The sequence below is a fragment of the Brevundimonas sp. genome (assembly GCF_035626535.1).
Classification (GTDB): domain Bacteria; phylum Pseudomonadota; class Alphaproteobacteria; order Caulobacterales; family Caulobacteraceae; genus Brevundimonas.
Genome location: NZ_DASPNO010000058.1, coordinates 94,904 through 111,359 on the forward strand (window position 1 = coordinate 94,904; position 16,456 = coordinate 111,359).

Here is a 16,456-nt window from a genome sequence, read left to right on the forward strand (position 1 = left end):
TGATCCCGTTCTATGAATTTGCATCAGGCGGCCTGCAGTCGCCGGGTCTTCTCGCGCGCCACGACCTCGCGGGCGAGGCGCAGATAGGCTTGGCTGCCGGCGCATTTCAGGTCGTAGATCAGGGCCGGCTTGCCGAACGACGGCGCCTCCGACACCCGCACATTGCGGGGGATCACCGCCTCATAGACCTTGTCGCCGAAATGGGCCCGCACATCGGCCGCGACCTGCCCGGACAGGGCGTTGCGGCGATCGTACATGGTTAGGACCAGACCCTGGATCTCCAGCGTCGGGTTCAGGCTCTGGCGGACCATGTCGATGGTCTTCATCAGCTGGGTCAGGCCCTCCAGCGCGAAGAACTCGCACTGCAGCGGCACCAGCACCGCGTCCGCCGCGGCCATGGCGTTCAGGGTCAGCAGGTTCAGCGACGGCGGGCAGTCGATCAAGACATAGTCATACCGGGTCTGGCCCTCGGCCCCCTGCCCCGCGAGCGCATCGCGGAGACGGAACGAGCGGCGGTCGGCCTGGCTCAGTTCGATCTCGACACCGGACATGTCGGCGTCGGCGGGAATGATGTGCAGTCCGGGCACCGCCGTCTGCACTGCGGAGTCGTCGACCGAGCGTCCGTCGACAATGACGTCGTAGATGGTCACCCGCCGTGTTTCACGTGGAACACCGAGGCCCGTCGAGGCATTGCCCTGCGGATCCATGTCGACGATCAGCACCTTCTCGCCGATCGCGGCCAGCGCCGTGCCGAGGTTGATCGCCGTGGTGGTCTTGCCCACGCCGCCCTTCTGGTTGGAAACGGCGAGGACGCGAGTCTTACCGGCTATGGACACGGCGGAGGCTCCGGACGGAAACGATACGGCCGCGCGGATTGCTGCGCGAGACGGAGAGGTCGCTCTCGAAATGCCAGACCTTACGGGCTTCGATCAACTCAGCCTCGGCCTTTTCCCCCTTGAGAAACAGCCCCTGTGCGCCGCGCTGTAGATAAGGCTGTGCATAGCCGAGCAGCTTCTCCATCGGCGCGACGGCGCGGGCGGTGACGACATCGACCTTGAGCGCCTGCTCCTCCGCCCGGCCGTTGATCACGGTCGCCGGCAGGGCAAGGACGTCGACCGCCTCCTGGAGGAAGCGGCAACGCTTGCCGAGGCTGTCGATGAGCCAGACATGGGCGTCGGGCCGACCCTTGAGCAGGATCGCCAGCACCACGCCGGGGAACCCCGCCCCGGCGCCGAGATCGGCCCAGGTCCGCGCCGCCGGGACGAGACCCAGCAGCTGGGCCGAATCCCATATGTGCCGGTTCCAGACGTCGGGGAGGGTGTCGGGACCGACGAGGTTCATCACGGCGTTGGCTTCGGTCAGCCGGCCGATGAAGGCCTGAAGGTCCGCAATCTGTCCGTCCGTGGCGCCGGTCAGGGCCTCGAAGTCGGCCGCGCTGCTGATCGTCACGCGTCCACCCGGGTCCGCTTCACGTGTGACAGCAGGGCCGTCAGCGCGCCGGGCGTCATGCCCTCGATCCGGCCCGCCTGGCCCAGCGTGCGCGGCTGGACCAGCGTGAGCTTCTCGCGCACCTCGTTCGAGAGGCTGCCGATGGCAGCGTAGTCGAGATCGTGCGGTATGGCCAGCGCCTCCTCCCGGCGCAGCGCCTCGGCGTCCGACGCCTGCCGGTCGAGGTAGCCGGCATAGCCCGCGTCGATCTCGACCTGCTCCCGCACCTGGCGCGGCCAGCGGGCGATCTCCGGATGCGCAGCCTCGAAGGTCTTCAGGTCGACGCCCGGGAAGGCGAGCAGGTCGCGGACTGAACGGCGCTGACCGTCGGCGTTGACCGCGATGCCCAGCGCCCCGGCCTCCTTCGGCGTGTAGGTCGTGCTCCGAACCAGAGCCGACGCTTCGGCCAGCAGGGCGGCCTTGGCTTCGAATGCGGCTTGCCGCTGCGGCGAAACGAGGCCGGCGGCGATGCCGAGGGGGGTCAACCGTTGATCGGCATTGTCGGCCCGCAGCGTCAACCTGTACTCGGCCCGGCTGGTGAACATCCGGTAGGGCTCGGTCACGCCGCGTGTGACCAGATCGTCGATCATCACGCCGATATAGGCTTGGTCACGGCCCAGAACGATCGGGTCGGAGCCGGCGGCCGCGCGGGCGGCGTTCAGCCCGGCGATCAGCCCTTGGGCGCCTGCCTCCTCATAGCCCGTGGTGCCGTTGATCTGGCCGGCCAGATACAGGCCCGGCCGCCTCTTGACCTCGAGCGCCGGGGTCAGTTCGCGCGGGTCGACGTAGTCGTACTCGATGGCGTAGCCGAAGCGGAACACCTCCACCGCCTCCAGTCCCGGAATGGTGCGCAGGAAGGCGGCCTGGGTGGCGTCGGACACGGAGGTCGAGATGCCGTTGGGATAGACGGTCGGATCGTCGAGCCCCTCGGGTTCGAGGAAGATCTGGTGCGAGGTCTTGTCGGCGAACCGCACCACCTTGTCCTCGATCGAGGGGCAGTAGCGCGGCCCCCGGCCGGACAGGTGGCCGCCATAGACGGCGCTGTCGCCGAGGTTCCCGGCGATGATCCGGTGCGTTTCGGCCGTCGTATGGGTCACGCCGCAGGCGATCTGCGGCACGTCGATGCGGTCGGTCAGGAAGCTGAACGGCACGGGCTCGTCGTCGGCCGCCTGCATCTCCAGCCGGTCCCAGCCGATGGTGCGGCCGTCCAGCCGCGCGGGCGTGCCGGTCTTGAGCCGTCCCATCGACAGGCCGGCGCCGTAGAGGTCGACGGCCAGACCCGTCGACGGCGCCTCGCCGTGACGGCCGGCCGGGATGCGCTGGGCGCCCTTGTGGATGACGCCGTTGAGGAAGGTGCCCGTCGTCAGGACGACGGCGCCGGCGCGGACCTCAGTCCCCTCGCCCGTAACAACGCCGACGACCCGGTCGCCGTCCAGGATCAGGGTCTCGGCCGTGCCGGGCATCAGGGTAAGGTTCGGTGTCCGGGCCAGTTCGGCCTGCATGGCCTCCCGGTACAGCCGGCGGTCGATCTGGCTCCGCGGGCCCTGCACCGCTGCGCCCTTGGAGCGGTTGAGCAGGCGGAACTGGATGCCCGACACGTCGCCGAGCCGGCCCATGACGCCGTCCAGGGCGTCGATCTCGCGCACCAGATGCCCCTTGCCCAGACCGCCGATGGCCGGGTTGCACGACATCTCGCCGATGGTCTCGAGCTTCTGGGTAAGCAGCAGGGTGGCGGCGCCGACGCGCGCGGAAGCCGCCGCGGCTTCGCAGCCGGCGTGTCCGCCTCCGATGACGATGACGTCGAAACGCTTCATGGGCGCGGACATACGGGAAAACGGCGGCTTTCGCCACCGGCGCCGTATGGCCGTTTCACGTGAAACAGCTCACTTGCCGATGCAGAAGGTCGAGAACACCTCGCCGAGGATGTCCTCGACCCCGATCGCCCCCGTGACACGGGCCAGGCTCTCCGCCGCGCGGCGCAGATCGTCGCCGGCCATTTCCGGTGCGACATCCAGCGCCCGCCGCCCGGCCTCGACAGATTCCAGCGCCTCCGTAAGCCGACGGCGATGTCTCTCTCGCGTGACCGCCGGAAAATCGGCCCCGGACAAATCGTGGGCCAGCCGCGCGGCGAGCCAGTCGTGGAGCGCGCCCAGCCCCTCCCCCGTCTCTGTGCTGACCACCAGCGCCTCGCGGTCCGATGGAGGCGCCGCACGGTCGATGTCGGCCTTGGTCAGGACCAGCAGGTCGTCGGTTCGCACGAACGCGGTCGCCGGACCGTCCGGGTCACCCGGCGCGCGGACCCACAGGCGGAGATCGGCCTGTTCGGCCCGGGCCCGGGCCCGCCGGACGCCCTCGGCCTCGATCGGGTCGGTGCTGTCGCGCAGGCCGGCGGTATCGGATAGGGTGACCGCATAGCCGCCGATGATCAGGTCCGCGTCGAGTACGTCCCGGGTGGTGCCGGCGATCGGCGTGACGATGGCTGCCTCGCGGGCCACCAATGCGTTGAACAGCGACGACTTGCCGGCGTTGGTCTCGCCGATCAGAACGATGCGGTAGCCCTCGCGGACCCGCTCGCCGCGCCGGGCGTCGGCCAGGGCCGCCTGCAGATCGGCGATCAGCCCGTCCAGTACCGGACCGGCGGTGCGCGCCAGATTGTCCGGAACCTCCTCGTCCGGAAAATCGATCTCGGCCTCGACGAGCGCCAGCGCCTTGAGCAGGTCACGACGGAAGCCGGCGTAGGTTTGCGACAGGGCGCCGTCGAGCTGGCCCAGCGCCTGAGCGGCCTGCGCCGTGGTTTCGGCGTCGATCAGGTCGGCCACCGCCTCGGCCTGGGCCAGATCCATGCGGCCGTTCTCGAAGGCGCGGCGCGTGAACTCACCGGGCTCGGCGAGCCGCAGATCGAGCGTCAGCAGAGCGTCGCTGACCGCCTCGACCACGGCCCGGCCGCCGTGCAGGTGGAGCTCGGCGCAGTCCTCGCCGGTGTAGGAGTTCGGCGCCGGAAAGCGCAGCACCAGCGCCTGGTCGAGAGCGCGGCCGTCAAGCGACAGGTCGCGAAGCGAGGCCATACGCGGCTTCAGACCACCGGCCCCGAGTGCTGCCAGCGCCTGATTCACGCCGGGCCCGGAAAGCCGGACGATCGCAATGGCTCCACGACCCGGCGGCGTGGCGAGGGCGAAGATGGTGCTCATGTTTCCTCCCCACGGAATGGGGAGGTGGCGCGCCGCGCAAGAGGCGTGACGGAGGGGCCGGCGACGGCGGACACGGACAGAGCGCCTCCACCGCTACGCGGTCCCCCTCCCCATTCCGTGGGGAGGAGACGGTTCCTCACGGCTTCGGCGCGCTCCCTACCGCGGTTTCCATCAGCTTGCGGAACTGATCTTGGGCCTGCAGGCCGAAGCTGGTCCAGGTCTTCATCAGTTCGTCGGGCTGCATGGCGGCGACGTTGTCGGCCATCCGCTTCTGCATTTCGGCGACCATGGCCTCGTTGAGCGGCGCAACGTCGGGCAGGCCGAGGAAGGCCCTCGCCTCGGCCGGCGTGCAGTCGATCTCGACGTTGACCTTCATCGCGTCGCTCCTGTTTCACGTGAAACAGCGGCCGCGCCGCCGTCAGGTGTTCATCGACTGGAAGAAGTCCGCATTGTTCTTCGACTGCCGCAGCTTGTCGATGAGGAACTCGATCGCGTCCTGCGGACCCATCGGGTTGAGGATGCGGCGCAGGACGTAGGTCTTGGCCAGCTGGTCCTTCGGCGTGGTGAGCTCTTCCTTGCGGGTGCCAGACTTGAGCACGTCAATGGCCGGGAAGATGCGCTTGTCCGCGACCTTGCGGTCGAGCACGATTTCCGAGTTGCCGGTGCCCTTGAACTCTTCGAAGATCACCTCGTCCATCCGCGAGCCGGTGTCGATCAGGGCGGTGGCGATGATGGTCAGCGAACCACCCTGCTCCACGTTGCGCGCCGCGCCAAAGAAGCGCTTGGGCCGCTGCAGGGCGTTGGCGTCGACGCCGCCGGTCAGGACCTTGCCCGATGACGGGACGGTGGCGTTGTAGGCGCGGCCGAGGCGGGTGATCGAGTCGAGCAGGATGACCACGTCCTTCTTGTGCTCGACGAGGCGCTTGGCCTTCTCGATGACCATTTCGGCGACGGCGACGTGGCGGGTGGCCGGCTCGTCGAACGTCGAGGCGATGACCTCGCCTTTCACCGTCCGCTGCATGTCCGTCACTTCTTCCGGGCGCTCGTCGATCAGCAGGACGATCAGGAACACCTCCGGATGGTTCTTCTCGATCGACTTGGCGATGTTCTGCAACATCACCGTCTTGCCCACCCGCGGCGGGGCGACGATCAGGCAGCGCTGGCCCTTGCCGAGCGGGGCGACGATGTCGATGACCCGGCCCGAGCGGTCCTTCAGCGTCGGGTCCTGGATTTCCATGTGCAGCCGCTCTTCCGGGTAGAGCGGTGTCAGATTGTCGAACAGGACCTTGGTCTTGACCGTCTCGGGGTCTTCCAGATTGATCGTGTCGACCTTCAGCAGGGCGAAGTAGCGCTCGCCCTCGCGCGGGCCACGCACGGCGCCGTGAATGGTGTCGCCCGAGCGCAGGCCGAAGCGGCGGATCTGCGACGGCGAGACGTAAACATCGTCCGGACCCGGAAGATAATTCGCGTCCGGGCTGCGCAGGAAGCCAAAGCCGTCCGGCAGTATCTCCAGAACGCCATCGGCGATGATCTCCACCTCTTCGTCCGCCAGCGCCTTGAGGATGGCGAACAGCAGGTCCTGCTTGCGCAGGTTGGAGGCGTTCTCGATCTCGAGTCCTTCGGCGAAGGCGACCAGGTCGGCCGGCGTCTTCTCGTTCAGCTCGGCGAGGGTGATGCGGCCATTGGGGACGATCGGTTCGCCGTCGTCCTCGTCTTCCTCGTCGGCTTCCTGATCGACCATGGGCAGATCGGCGGCAGCGACCTCGTTGGACGGCTGCTCGCCATCGAGGTTTTCGGTCTCGGGGACGGTGGGGTCGGTGTCACGGACGTCGGTCATGGGAAATCTTCTTCAGGCGTGCGCGCAAGGACGCCCGCGAAACAGCGGGGTCGGAGCGGCTGGCGATGTGGGCCCGGAGGCCGGCAGGGAGGGCGACGGGGGTCCCGCAGGGTCGATCCGGCAGGCGTCGCTACAGGAGAGGGACCGTCCGGAAGGCGGAAGCCTCTGGCCAGGATCGGTTCGCGACCAGCGAAACCACGCCGGGCCGGCGAGGTCAAGCGCCGGCGCTCAGCCGAGCGTCCATTCGGTCGTCACGGACAGTACGGCGACGACCGCGATCAGGAACGGAATCTCGTTGGTCATGCGCCAGAAGCGGCCGGTGCGGGTCGAAGTCCCGGTCTGGATGCGCTTGAACTCGCGGGCGAGCATGCCGTGCCAGCCGCTGAGCGCCACCACCGCCAGCAGCTTGGTCGCCATCCACGGCCGAACGACGAATTCCCAGCCCTCACCGAAGCCGTAGACGTGGATCAGGATCATCCAGACGCCGAACACCCAGGTGGCGGTCAGCGCCGGATTGATGATGATCTTGAGCAGACGGCGCTGCCAGATCCGCAGCAAGCCCTGCATCTCCGATCGCAGCGGCTCGGCCTTGCCTTGCTGTTCGGCGTCGTAGGCGAACAGGCGGGGCAGAAAGAGCATTCCGGCCATCCAGGCGATCACCGCCAAAATGTGCAGGCCGCGCACGACGTTGAAGATCTCGAAGCTCATGCGGCCCGGTTTTCCGCCTGACAGGGGCAGGCCTTCCAGTCGCCCCGGCAGCCCGGACCATAGGGCGCCACGCCCGTGCGCGACAGGGCGTGGAGCGCAGCCTCGGCCAGCGTTGCGATGAACGGCGCCGACGTCCCCACGGCCGGAACTCTCAGGTAGGGGGTGACGCCGAGCGTATTCGCCAGTTCGCCGTATTCAATATCCAGCTCGACGAGGGTCTCCACGTGCTCGGAGACGAAGGCGATGGGGACGACCACCGCGCCGACGCCGTCGGCGGCCGCCTGTTCCAGTGCCTCGGGAGTGGACGGGCCGAGCCACTTCAGCGGGCCGACTCGGCTTTGATAGCAGAGGGCGTGATCCACCGTCCGGCCCATGTCGGCGAGCTTCGCCACGACGGCGGCTACGGTGCTTTCGACCTGCTCCTGATACGGATCACCCTTTCGGCGGATCAAACGCTCGGGGATGCCATGGGCCGAGAACAGCACTCTCAGCGGTTGGTTTCCCGCCTTTTCCAGCTTCTCACGGATGGCCTCCGCCTGGGCCTCGATCCAGCCGTAGGCCTCGGGCCAGCAGCACACCGTGCGGCTTTCTCCCGGGCCTGCGTAGACGGCGCTCCAACGTTGCAGCGAGGACTCCGTCGTGGTGGTCGAGAACTGCGGATACAGCGGCAGCAACACGATCTCGTCGGGACCGAAGGCGGCGACCTCGGCCGCGGTCTGCTCCGTCAGCGGCGACCAGTAGCGCATGGCGACGAAGGCGCGCACCTCGTCGTCGGGAAGGCGTGGAGCGAGCGCCGCCGCGAGCGCCGCCGCCTGTTTGCGGGTTTCCGGCAGCAGGGGCGAACCGCCGCCCATCAGGGCGTAGTTCGCCTGGGCGGTCTTCTCGCGACGGCTGGAGATGCGGCGCGCCAGCGGGCGGCGCAGGATGGCCGGCAGGCCGATGATGGCCGGGTCGTTGAACAGGTTGAACAGAAACGGCTTCACCGAAGCCTGGTCGTCCGGCCCCCCAAGGTTGAACAGGACCACGGCGATGCGACGACCGGTGATCGACCTCATTGGGCGCCGATCCGCTTCAGCATCTGCTCGACATGGGCGATCGGCACGTCGGGCAGGATTCCGTGGCCGAGGTTGAAGATCCACGGCCCCCGCCCCCAGGCCTCGAGCAGTTGGTCGACACGTCGATCCAGCAACGCTCCGCCGGCGCGCAGCAACAGGGGGTCCAACGCCCCCTGGATGGGCTTGGTAGCCTGCACCCGGCGGCCGACCTCGAGCGGACAGGCGGTGTCGAGCGCCACGGCCTGCACCTCGCACTCGGCGGCATAGCGCTCCGCCAGCGCCGCCGAGCCACGCGGGAAGCCGATCAGGGGCACGGTGACGCCCAACTCGCGAACCCGTTTCACCAAGGCCTGATGCGGCCGAAGCACGAGGGTTTCGAACAGATCGTCGGGCAGGCCCTCGGCCCAGCTCTCGAAGATCTTCAGCACCTGGGCCCCGGCGTCGGCCTGCATCTTCAGATAATACGCCGTGGCCTCGACCAGCACCTCGAGCAGGGCCGCCACCTTGTCCGGCTCGGCATAGGCGTAGGTCCGCGCCTGGGCCCGCTCGCCCTTGCCGATGCTCCGCGCCTCGCCGTCCAGCATATAGGTGGCGACCGTCCACGGCGCGCCGGCGAACCCGATCAGGGCGCGGTGCGGCTCCAGCTCGCGCCTGACGATCGACAGGGTCTGGCCGACCGGGTTCAGCGCCTCCCCCGCCCCGGAGGCCAGCGCCCACATCGAATCCGCCGACGGCAGGGCGCCGAGCCGGGGCCCCTCCCCCGCCTCGAACCAGACATCCTGGCCGAGAGCCTTCGGGATCAGCAGGATGTCGGCGAAGACGATGGCGGCGTCGAAGCCGAAGCGCCGCATCGGCTGCAGCGTCGCCTCGGCGGCCTTCTCGGGGTCGAGGCAGAATGAGATGAAGTCCGGCGTCGTCGCCCGGAGCGCCCGATATTCCGGCAGATACCGTCCCGCCTGACGCATGAACCAGACGGGTGGGCGCTCCGTCGCCTCGCCGGCGAGAACCTTGAGCAGCAGGGGAGTGTCGGAGACGGTCATCGGATGTCGGGCTTACCGGGGGGCCGGGTCCCGCTCAACCCCGGGCCGATGTCGCACCCCCCAATCCTTCAATGAAAGAGAATCGAGAAGAATGGAGGAAGGAAGCAGGGCCGGGGATGACGGGGATAAGACAGTCTCGGCACAGGCGAACGACGCGGTTTTCCGCAATCGGGCGCCGGGCCATCCCACATGCTCCACCGGGCTGGTGAAAACGGGGACAGTTGCTAACGGGGCCTTCAGGACGGCGGTTCCGGCGCATCAGGCGGGGTGAGTGGCTGGGGGCCGTTAATCTCTTGTTAAGCCTGTCCACACCCGATCGGATCGGGGCTCGCGAACCCGGGACGACTCGCCCTGTCGCCGGGGCCGGCATCCACCTTCATCCCCGCTCGCCGCCTTCCCGTCGTCCGGCTATAGAGATCGGCGCCCCGATCCGCCCTGATCGGCGCCCGGCCCGGTCCACAGGAGTCTCACCGTCATGGACAGCTTCCGATGAGCCGATCCACCGGGTGCGCCCGATGAGTCCGGCCCGCCCCGCCGGCGCTTCCCGCCTGGCGACCTATTTTCACGTCCACCTCGTGTCGGATTCGACCGGCGAGACCCTGAACGCCATGGCCAAGGCGGTGGTGGCGCGCTTCGACGGCGTCATTCCGATCGAGCACATCTACGCCCTCGTCCGTTCGGCCAAGCAGATGGACCGGGTGCTGGAAGAAATCGCCGCCTCGCCGGGCGTGGTGCTGCACACCCTCGTCGATCGCGAGTTGCGCGAGCAGCTGGAAGAGGGCTGCCGGCGGCTGGACATGCCGCAGATTGCGGCGCTGGACCCTCTGGTCGGCGCCCTGTCGCGCTATCTCGGAGCCGCCCTGTCGACGCGGGTGGGCGCTCAGCACGCCCTGGACACCGACTATTTCAATCGCATCGCGGCCCTCGACTACGCCATGGCCCACGACGACGGTCAGGGCACGACGGAGCAGCTGGAGAGCGCCGACGTGGTGCTGTGCGGGGTCAGCCGGACGTCCAAGACTCCTACGTGCATCTATCTGGCCCATCGAGGCATCCGCGCCGCGAACGTGCCGCTGGTGCCGGGACAGGAAGACGGCGAGCGGCTGGTCGGGCTGAAGAACCCGCTGATCATCGGCCTGACGGTTTCGCCGGACCGGCTGGTGCAGATCCGCCGCAACCGGCTGGACGGGCTGAACGCCAGCCGGGCCTCGGCCTATACCGATCACGAGGCGGTGCGCGAGGAGACGGTCAAGGCGCGCCGGGCCTTCGAACGGCGGGGCTGGCCGGTCATCGACGTGACCCGCCGTTCGGTCGAGGAGACCGCGGCGGCGATCATCAACGTGCTCAACGAACGCCGGACCCATCGGGTGGGGGCGAGCTGGTGACCTGCGAACGGCTCATCCTGGCGTCGAAGAGCGCCGCCCGGCGAGCCATGCTGGCCGGCGCGGGCGTGCCCTTTTCGGTGCAGGTCGCCGACGTCGACGAGGACGCCGTCAAGGCGACCCACGATCCGGCCGACGCGGCGGGGCTTGCCGTCGAACTGGCCCAGGTCAAGGCGTTGGCCGTGTCGCGCCACGACCCTGAGGCCTGGGTGCTGGGCGCGGATCAGACCCTCGCCTTCGCCGGCGGCCTGGTGTCCAAGGCGCCCTCGCTGGGCGCGGCCCGGGCCCGGCTGGCGGCCATGCGCGGGCGGAGCCACCAACTGCATTCGGGCGCCGCGCTGGCGCGCAACGGGCAGGTGGTCTGGTCCGGGGTCGATACGGTGACGATGAAGGTTCGCGATTTCTCCGACGCCTTTCTCGACGCCTATCTGGCCGCGGAGGGCGAGGGGTTGCTGGCGTCCGTCGGCTCCTATCGGCTCGAGGGGATGGGATCGCAGCTCTTCGAGGCGGTCGAGGGCGACTATTTCACCGTGCTGGGCCTGCCGCTATGGCCGGTGCTGGCCGAACTGCGGCGGGCGGGAGTGCTGTCGACATGACCGTGGTGGCGGGCGTGGCGGGCCAGCCGATCGCGCATTCACTGAGCCCGCTGATCCACAGGGCCTGGATCGCCTCCGCCGGACTGGCCGCCGACTACCGCGCCTTCGGGCCGGCGGACGAGGCGGGGTTCGAGGCGCTGGTGAATGAAGGACGGACCGGCGCCCTGCGCGGGCTGAACGTCACCGCGCCGTTTAAGGCGGCGGCGCTGGGGATGGCGGACGAGGTCAGCGAGACCGCGCGGTCGTGCGGGTCGGCCAATCTGCTGGTGTTCGAGAACGGACGGGCGAGGGCCGACAGCACCGACGGCGAAGGGCTGATGGCGGCTCTGGCGGAGCAGGCGCCGGGTCTCGCCGTGGCCGGGCGGCCGGTGCTGATCCTCGGCGCGGGCGGCGCGGCGCGGGCGGCGGCGGCGGCGCTGAAGGCGGCGGGCGCGGAGGCCGGCGTGCTCAACCGGACGCCGGCGCGGGCGGAGGCGCTGGCCGCCGATCTCGGCGTCCATGTGGCGGGACCCGCTGCTCTCCCGGAGGCCGCTCTGGTGGTCAACGCCCTGAGCGTGGCGCCCGAGATCGAAGTCGGAAGGCTGCGGCCCGACGCCGTGCTGATGGACATGACCTATCGGCCGTTGCTGACGCCCTTCCTCGCCGCCGGCCGGGCGCGGGGTCTGACGACCGTCGACGGCCTGGCCATGCTGATCGGGCAGGCGCGACCGTCGTTCGAGGCGCTGTTCGGTGTCGAGCCGCCGGAGATCGATGTGCGGGCCCTCGCCCTCGCCGCGCTGGGAGAGACGTCATGATCGTCCTCGGACTGACCGGCTCGATTGGCATGGGCAAGACGACCACCACGGCGATGTTCGCCGACGAGGGCGCGCTGGTCTGGAACGCCGACGAGGCGGTGCACCGGCTCTACGCGAGGGGCGGGGCCGCGGTCGGTCCGGTGGGCGGGGCCTTTCCGGGCGTGGTCGTGGACGGCGCCGTCGACCGGACGCGGCTGGCCGGGGCGCTTGGGCAGGACGAGGCGGCGTTCCGGCGGCTGGAGGCGATCGTGCACCCGCTGGTGGTGAGGGGGCGGCTGCAGGATCTGGCCGAGGCGGAGCGGCGCGGGGTGCGGCTGGCGGTGCTGGACATTCCCCTGCTGTTCGAGACCGGGGGAGAGGCGGCGGTCGATGCGGTGGTCGTGGTCACGGCCGATCCGGAGGTGCAGGCGGCGCGGGTGCTGGCCCGGCCGGGCATGACGCGGGAGCGGTTCGAGGCCATTCAGGCGCGGCAGCTGCCCGACGCGGAGAAGCGGCGCCGGGCCGACTTCATCGTCGACACCGGCCACGGGCTGGAGGCGGCGCGGGCGCGGGTGCGCGAAATCGTGGGGACGGTTCTGGCCCCGGGCTGGACATCTCCCCGGCGCGGGCTTTCGCCGGACGGCAAACCGATTCAATAAGGGCCATGGCCCGCGAAATCGTTCTCGACACCGAAACCACCGGCTTCGACCCGAAGACCGGCGACCGGCTGATTGAGGTCGGCTGTATCGAGATCGAGGATCTTCTGCCGACCGGGCGGACCTTCCACACCCTGGTCAATCCCGAGCGGCTGATCCCGCCGGACGCGATCCGGGTGCACGGCATCACTGACGAAAAGGTGCGGGACGCGCCGAAATTCCGCGAGGTGGTCAAGGACTTGATGGGCTTCATCGGGGATGCGCCGGTGATCGCCCACAACGCCGCTTTCGACCGCTCGTTCATCGACCACGAGTGCGGCCTGTGCAGCCATCCGCTGCTCGAGGAGACGCGCTGGATCGACACGCTGAAGCTGGCCCAGAGCCGGTTCCCGGGCATGGCCAACTCGCTGGACGCCCTGTGCAAGCGGTTCAAGATCAGCCTGGTCGAGCGCACCCTGCACGGCGCCCTGATCGACGCCCGGCTGCTGGCCGAGGTCTATCTGGAGCTGAAGGGCGGAAAGGAGCGGCGGCTGGATCTGTCGTTGGCGCGAACGGTCAAGGCGCAGGTCGCCGGCGACGCCGCGGCGGGCGGATACGGCCCTCGCCCGCGGCCGCTGGCGCCGCGCTCGACCGAGGCCGAGCAGGCGGCGCACCGGGCCTTCCTGCGCGAGACGCTGAAGGACCGCTCGCTGTGGGCGGCCTACGGGCTGGACGTCGAGGGGACGTCGGAGGCGGCCTGAGGCCGCCTCTGCGGATCAGGCCTGGGCCGGCTCGGCAGGGCCGCGGGCGATCTGCTGCTGGCGCGACATGTAGATGCCGGCGAAGTCGATCGGGTCGAGCATGAAGGGGGGGTAGAAGCCGCCGTCGGCCGTGGCGCGGGAGATAATCTCGCGGGCGTAGGGGAACAGGTAGCGCGGGCACTCGATCAGCAGCATCGGCTCGATGTCCTGCTCGGGCACGCCGTGCAGGGCGAACAGGCCGCCGTAGAGCAGCTCGACGTTGAACACCGTCATGGCGTCGGTCGAGGCCTTGACGGTCAGTCGCAGCTCGACCTCGAACAGGCCGTCCTTGCGGCCCTGGGCGTTCATCTCGACGCCGAGGTCGATGGCCGGCTTGCCGTCGACGCGCAGCGAGTCCGGCGCCTTGGGGTTCTCGAAGGACAGGTCGCGGACGTACTGGGCCAGGATGCGGAAGCCGGGGCCGGCGGCGCCGTTTTCGGCGGGCGCGGCGGCGTTGGCGTCGGCGGGCGGCGTGGCGTCGGTCATGGCGGGTCGTCTTGTCTGGAATGGCGTGAGGGGCGCGGCGTCCGGCCCGGAAGGCGCGGCGACTAGCATGCACCGCCGGTTGCGGCAACGACGCTCGCCCAAGGGGCGGAGGCCGTCGCCCGGACCGGAGGGCGATCGGCCGCAGCGAACCCGGGGCGCCGTTCGCCTTGCGCGCCCCCATATCAGCCCCTAATCGTCGTTTCGCCGCGCCCGGCGTTCATGGGCGCCAGTCAGGGAATGCCCGTGCCGGTCCAGGTCCAGATCGTCATCTTCGCCGTGATCGCGGCCATCGTGCTGTTCCAGCTCTACAATGTGCTGGGCAAGAAGGTCGGGAGGCAGCCCGAGGAGGATGCCCGCGCCCAGCCGCCGGCTCCGGCCGCCCCCGCCGCGGACGGCGGCGCCCAGCGGCCCGGCGCGCTCGACGCCGTGACCCTGTCCTCCATCGCCGGACTGCGAGCGAGAGACCCGAATTTCGATCCGGTCCGCTTCCTCGAGGGCGCGCGCCAGGCGCACGAGACCATCGTCCGCGCCTACGCCGCCGGCGACCGCGAGACCCTGAAGCCGCTGCTCACGCCGCACGTCATGGCCTCGTTCGAGGCCGGCATCGCCGCGCGCGAGGCGCGGGGCGAGACCGAGGAGGCTGAGTTCCTGCATCCGGCCCGGGCCGACCTGGAGCTGGCCACCGCCGAGGAGAACCGCGCCGTGGCCAAGGTCCGCTTCCTCGCCGAGCTGCGCAACCGGGTGAAGCCCGCCGACGCCACGGCCGAGGAACAGGTCGAGGAGCGCCGCGTCGCCGAGGTGTGGACCTTCGAGCGCACCCTCGGGGCCAGCGATCCCAACTGGCTGCTGGCCCGCACGGAGCCGGCGACCGCATGAGCCGCGGGTTTCGCGTCCGGGCCGGCGGCGCGATCCTCGCTCTCGGCCTGACGCTGTTCGCGGCCGCCTGCGCCACCCCGCCCTCGCCTGCGCCCTTCCCCTCGCAGCCGCCGGCGCCCCGGCCGGGCCCGGCCGTCCCCGTCCCTCCGACGCCCGCCCCGCCCGCCGGACTGAGCCCGACGGCCCTGCAGGGCTGGGATCATGAGGATCATCTGGCGGCCTTCAACGCCTGGACCGACAGCTGCCACGTCGCCCGCGAGCCGGCGGCGCAGGTGCAGTGCGCCCGGGCGATGCAGATCCGGCGGACCTCGAAACCGGTAACGCCGTCGCTGGCGCGGGCGTTCTTCGAAAGCGGCTTTTTGGTGCTGCAGGCGGAGACGCCGGACGGCCGTCCGGGGCTGCTCACCGCCTATTTCGCGCCGGAGTACGCGGCCCGGCGCAGCCCCGGCGGCGACTTCGACATGCCGGTGCTGGCGCCGCCGGCCGGATGGACGCGCGGCCAGGTCCTGCCGGAGCGGGCGGAGATCGAAGCCAACCCGGAGGCGGTGTCGGGCGCCGCTCCGCTGGCGTGGATGCGGGCCGAGGACCTGTTCTTCATGCAGATCCAGGGGTCGGGCTATCTGACCTTCGAGGACGGGTCGAAGGCGCGAGCCGCCTACGCCGCCGACAACGGGCGGCCGTTCACCGGCATCGCCCGACCGATGACGGAACAGGGGCTGCTGCCGCCGAACGGCACCTCCGGCGAGGCCATCCGGGCGTGGCTGGCGGCGCATCGCGGGCCGGAGGCGCGGGCGGTGATGGCGCTGAACCCGCGCTACATCTTCTTCGAACTGGACCCGGACGACGGCGGCGATCCGAACGGGGCGGCGGGGATTCCCTTGCCCGCCCGGCGTGCCATCGCCGTCGACCCGGGCCACTGGCGCTATGGCGATCTGGTGTGGATCAGCGCGGACGGCGGCGACCTGGTCGGCGCGCGCGGCAGCTATCAGGGGCTGGTCGTGGCGCTGGACACCGGCTCGGCCATCCGCGGACCGGTGCGGGCCGACCTCTACATGGGCCGCGGCGCGGCGGCGGGCGAGGAAGCCGGGGCGGTGCGCCACCCGCTGAGGATGTGGCGGCTGGTTCCGCGGCCGTAGCGGCTGCCGGGTTTTACCCGGGTGAAATCTGGAAAATCAGTGTGGCGCCGTCGGCAGAGTCGGCGCCCGTCTGCAGAAATTCGCAGTGGCAGAGTCGGCAGAGTCTACATCGGCGCGCCTGCGACGGTGCGGCGGGGATTCGGTTGGCAAAGACCGGCGCCCTGCCGGAGCGGCGGGACAAGCGGCATTATGCGCCCGCTGGTTTGTGCGGCGGGAAGATCGGTTTGAGAAAAGGCGATGTGGCCGAGAAGGCGGGAAGTTTTCCGCGCTATCGGACTATAATTCCGCGGATTGCCAGCAGAGCGTCACGGTTTCCTTCTTCCCTCCGGGGGAGAAGGTGGCTCGCGAAGCGAGACGGATGAGGGGGATGTCGGACGCAAACTGGCCGACGGCCCATCCGGAGCCGGCCAATCCCTCTTCCGCCCCTCCGGGGCACCTTCTCCCCCCAAGGGGAGA

17 protein-coding genes are annotated in these 16,456 nt (G+C 69.9%); 7 read left to right on the forward strand and 10 right to left on the reverse strand.

Translation table 11 applies throughout. The features are described from left to right. Window positions 1-23 precede the first annotated feature (23 nt). From VEC04_RS08940 to hemE, 9 genes are all read right to left on the reverse strand, one after another. Entirely contained in the window at window positions 24-830 is an 807-nt protein-coding gene (locus VEC04_RS08940; protein WP_324776027.1) for a ParA family protein, read from the reverse strand. Then, window positions 820-1,449: a 16S rRNA (guanine(527)-N(7))-methyltransferase RsmG gene (gene rsmG, locus VEC04_RS08945; protein ID WP_324775964.1), complete on the reverse strand. Its 630-nt coding sequence runs from the start codon at window positions 1,447-1,449 to the stop codon at window positions 820-822. The genes VEC04_RS08940 and rsmG overlap by 11 nt, the downstream gene beginning before the upstream one ends. Next, window positions 1,446-3,302 (reverse strand): tRNA uridine-5-carboxymethylaminomethyl(34) synthesis enzyme MnmG, encoded by a 1,857-nt coding sequence (gene mnmG, locus VEC04_RS08950; RefSeq protein WP_324775966.1) that lies wholly within the window; start codon window positions 3,300-3,302, stop codon window positions 1,446-1,448. Before mnmG ends, rsmG begins: the two co-directional genes overlap by 4 nt. A 69-nt stretch (window positions 3,303-3,371) precedes the next feature. Continuing rightward, window positions 3,372-4,676 carry a tRNA uridine-5-carboxymethylaminomethyl(34) synthesis GTPase MnmE gene (mnmE, locus tag VEC04_RS08955; protein ID WP_324775968.1) on the reverse strand — a complete coding sequence of 435 codons (1,305 nt, stop codon included), beginning with the start codon at window positions 4,674-4,676 and terminating at the stop codon, window positions 3,372-3,374. A gap of 136 nt (window positions 4,677-4,812) precedes the next feature. Continuing rightward, window positions 4,813-5,052 carry a DUF6489 family protein gene (locus VEC04_RS08960; protein WP_324775970.1) on the reverse strand — a complete coding sequence of 80 codons (240 nt, stop codon included), beginning with the start codon at window positions 5,050-5,052 and terminating at the stop codon, window positions 4,813-4,815. Window positions 5,053-5,094: 42 nt separating this feature from the next. Next, window positions 5,095-6,513 (reverse strand): transcription termination factor Rho, encoded by a 1,419-nt coding sequence (gene rho / locus VEC04_RS08965; RefSeq protein WP_324775972.1) that lies wholly within the window; start codon window positions 6,511-6,513, stop codon window positions 5,095-5,097. A gap of 228 nt (window positions 6,514-6,741) precedes the next feature. After that, complete coding sequence (locus VEC04_RS08970) at window positions 6,742-7,221, reverse strand: CopD family protein (RefSeq protein WP_324775974.1); 480 nt, start codon at window positions 7,219-7,221, stop codon at window positions 6,742-6,744. Next, a complete protein-coding gene (gene hemH, locus VEC04_RS08975) occupies window positions 7,218-8,276 on the reverse strand; it encodes a ferrochelatase (RefSeq protein ID WP_324775976.1) in 1,059 nt (352 codons plus the stop codon). The genes VEC04_RS08970 and hemH overlap by 4 nt, the downstream gene beginning before the upstream one ends. Beyond that, window positions 8,273-9,316: a uroporphyrinogen decarboxylase gene (gene hemE, locus VEC04_RS08980; RefSeq protein ID WP_324775978.1), complete on the reverse strand. Its 1,044-nt coding sequence runs from the start codon at window positions 9,314-9,316 to the stop codon at window positions 8,273-8,275. Before hemE ends, hemH begins: the two co-directional genes overlap by 4 nt. A 515-nt stretch (window positions 9,317-9,831) precedes the next feature. Between hemE and VEC04_RS08985 the strand changes: the two genes are divergently transcribed. The 5 genes from VEC04_RS08985 to dnaQ are packed head-to-tail and all read left to right on the forward strand — an operon-like array spanning window position 9,832 to window position 13,463. Beyond that, the gene (locus VEC04_RS08985; RefSeq protein ID WP_324775980.1) at window positions 9,832-10,701 is read left to right on the forward strand and encodes a pyruvate, water dikinase regulatory protein; all 870 of its coding nucleotides are present in this window, start codon (window positions 9,832-9,834) and stop codon (window positions 10,699-10,701) included. Then, window positions 10,698-11,294, forward strand: coding sequence for a Maf family protein (locus VEC04_RS08990; RefSeq protein ID WP_324775982.1), 597 nt, complete (start codon window positions 10,698-10,700; stop codon window positions 11,292-11,294). Before VEC04_RS08985 ends, VEC04_RS08990 begins: the two co-directional genes overlap by 4 nt. Then, a complete protein-coding gene (locus VEC04_RS08995) occupies window positions 11,291-12,088 on the forward strand; it encodes a shikimate dehydrogenase (protein WP_324775984.1) in 798 nt (265 codons plus the stop codon). Before VEC04_RS08990 ends, VEC04_RS08995 begins: the two co-directional genes overlap by 4 nt. Then, the gene (gene coaE / locus VEC04_RS09000) at window positions 12,085-12,726 is read left to right on the forward strand and encodes a dephospho-CoA kinase (RefSeq protein WP_324775986.1); all 642 of its coding nucleotides are present in this window, start codon (window positions 12,085-12,087) and stop codon (window positions 12,724-12,726) included. The genes VEC04_RS08995 and coaE overlap by 4 nt, the downstream gene beginning before the upstream one ends. Window positions 12,727-12,731: 5 nt before the next feature. Further along, on the forward strand, window positions 12,732-13,463 hold the full coding sequence (dnaQ, locus tag VEC04_RS09005) for a DNA polymerase III subunit epsilon (RefSeq protein WP_324775988.1): 732 nt from the start codon (window positions 12,732-12,734) through the stop codon (window positions 13,461-13,463). A 15-nt stretch (window positions 13,464-13,478) separates the two neighbouring features. Here the strand turns inward: dnaQ and secB are convergent, their stop codons facing one another. Continuing rightward, complete coding sequence (gene secB, locus VEC04_RS09010) at window positions 13,479-13,988, reverse strand: protein-export chaperone SecB (RefSeq protein ID WP_324775990.1); 510 nt, start codon at window positions 13,986-13,988, stop codon at window positions 13,479-13,481. Between the two features lie 237 nt (window positions 13,989-14,225). On the opposite strand from secB, the gene timA reads away from it, so the two are divergent. Further along, a complete protein-coding gene (gene timA / locus VEC04_RS09015) occupies window positions 14,226-14,864 on the forward strand; it encodes a TIM44-related membrane protein TimA (protein ID WP_324775992.1) in 639 nt (212 codons plus the stop codon). Then, window positions 14,861-16,000 (forward strand): MltA domain-containing protein, encoded by a 1,140-nt coding sequence (locus VEC04_RS09020; protein ID WP_324775993.1) that lies wholly within the window; start codon window positions 14,861-14,863, stop codon window positions 15,998-16,000. Before timA ends, VEC04_RS09020 begins: the two co-directional genes overlap by 4 nt. Window positions 16,001-16,456 lie beyond the last annotated feature (456 nt).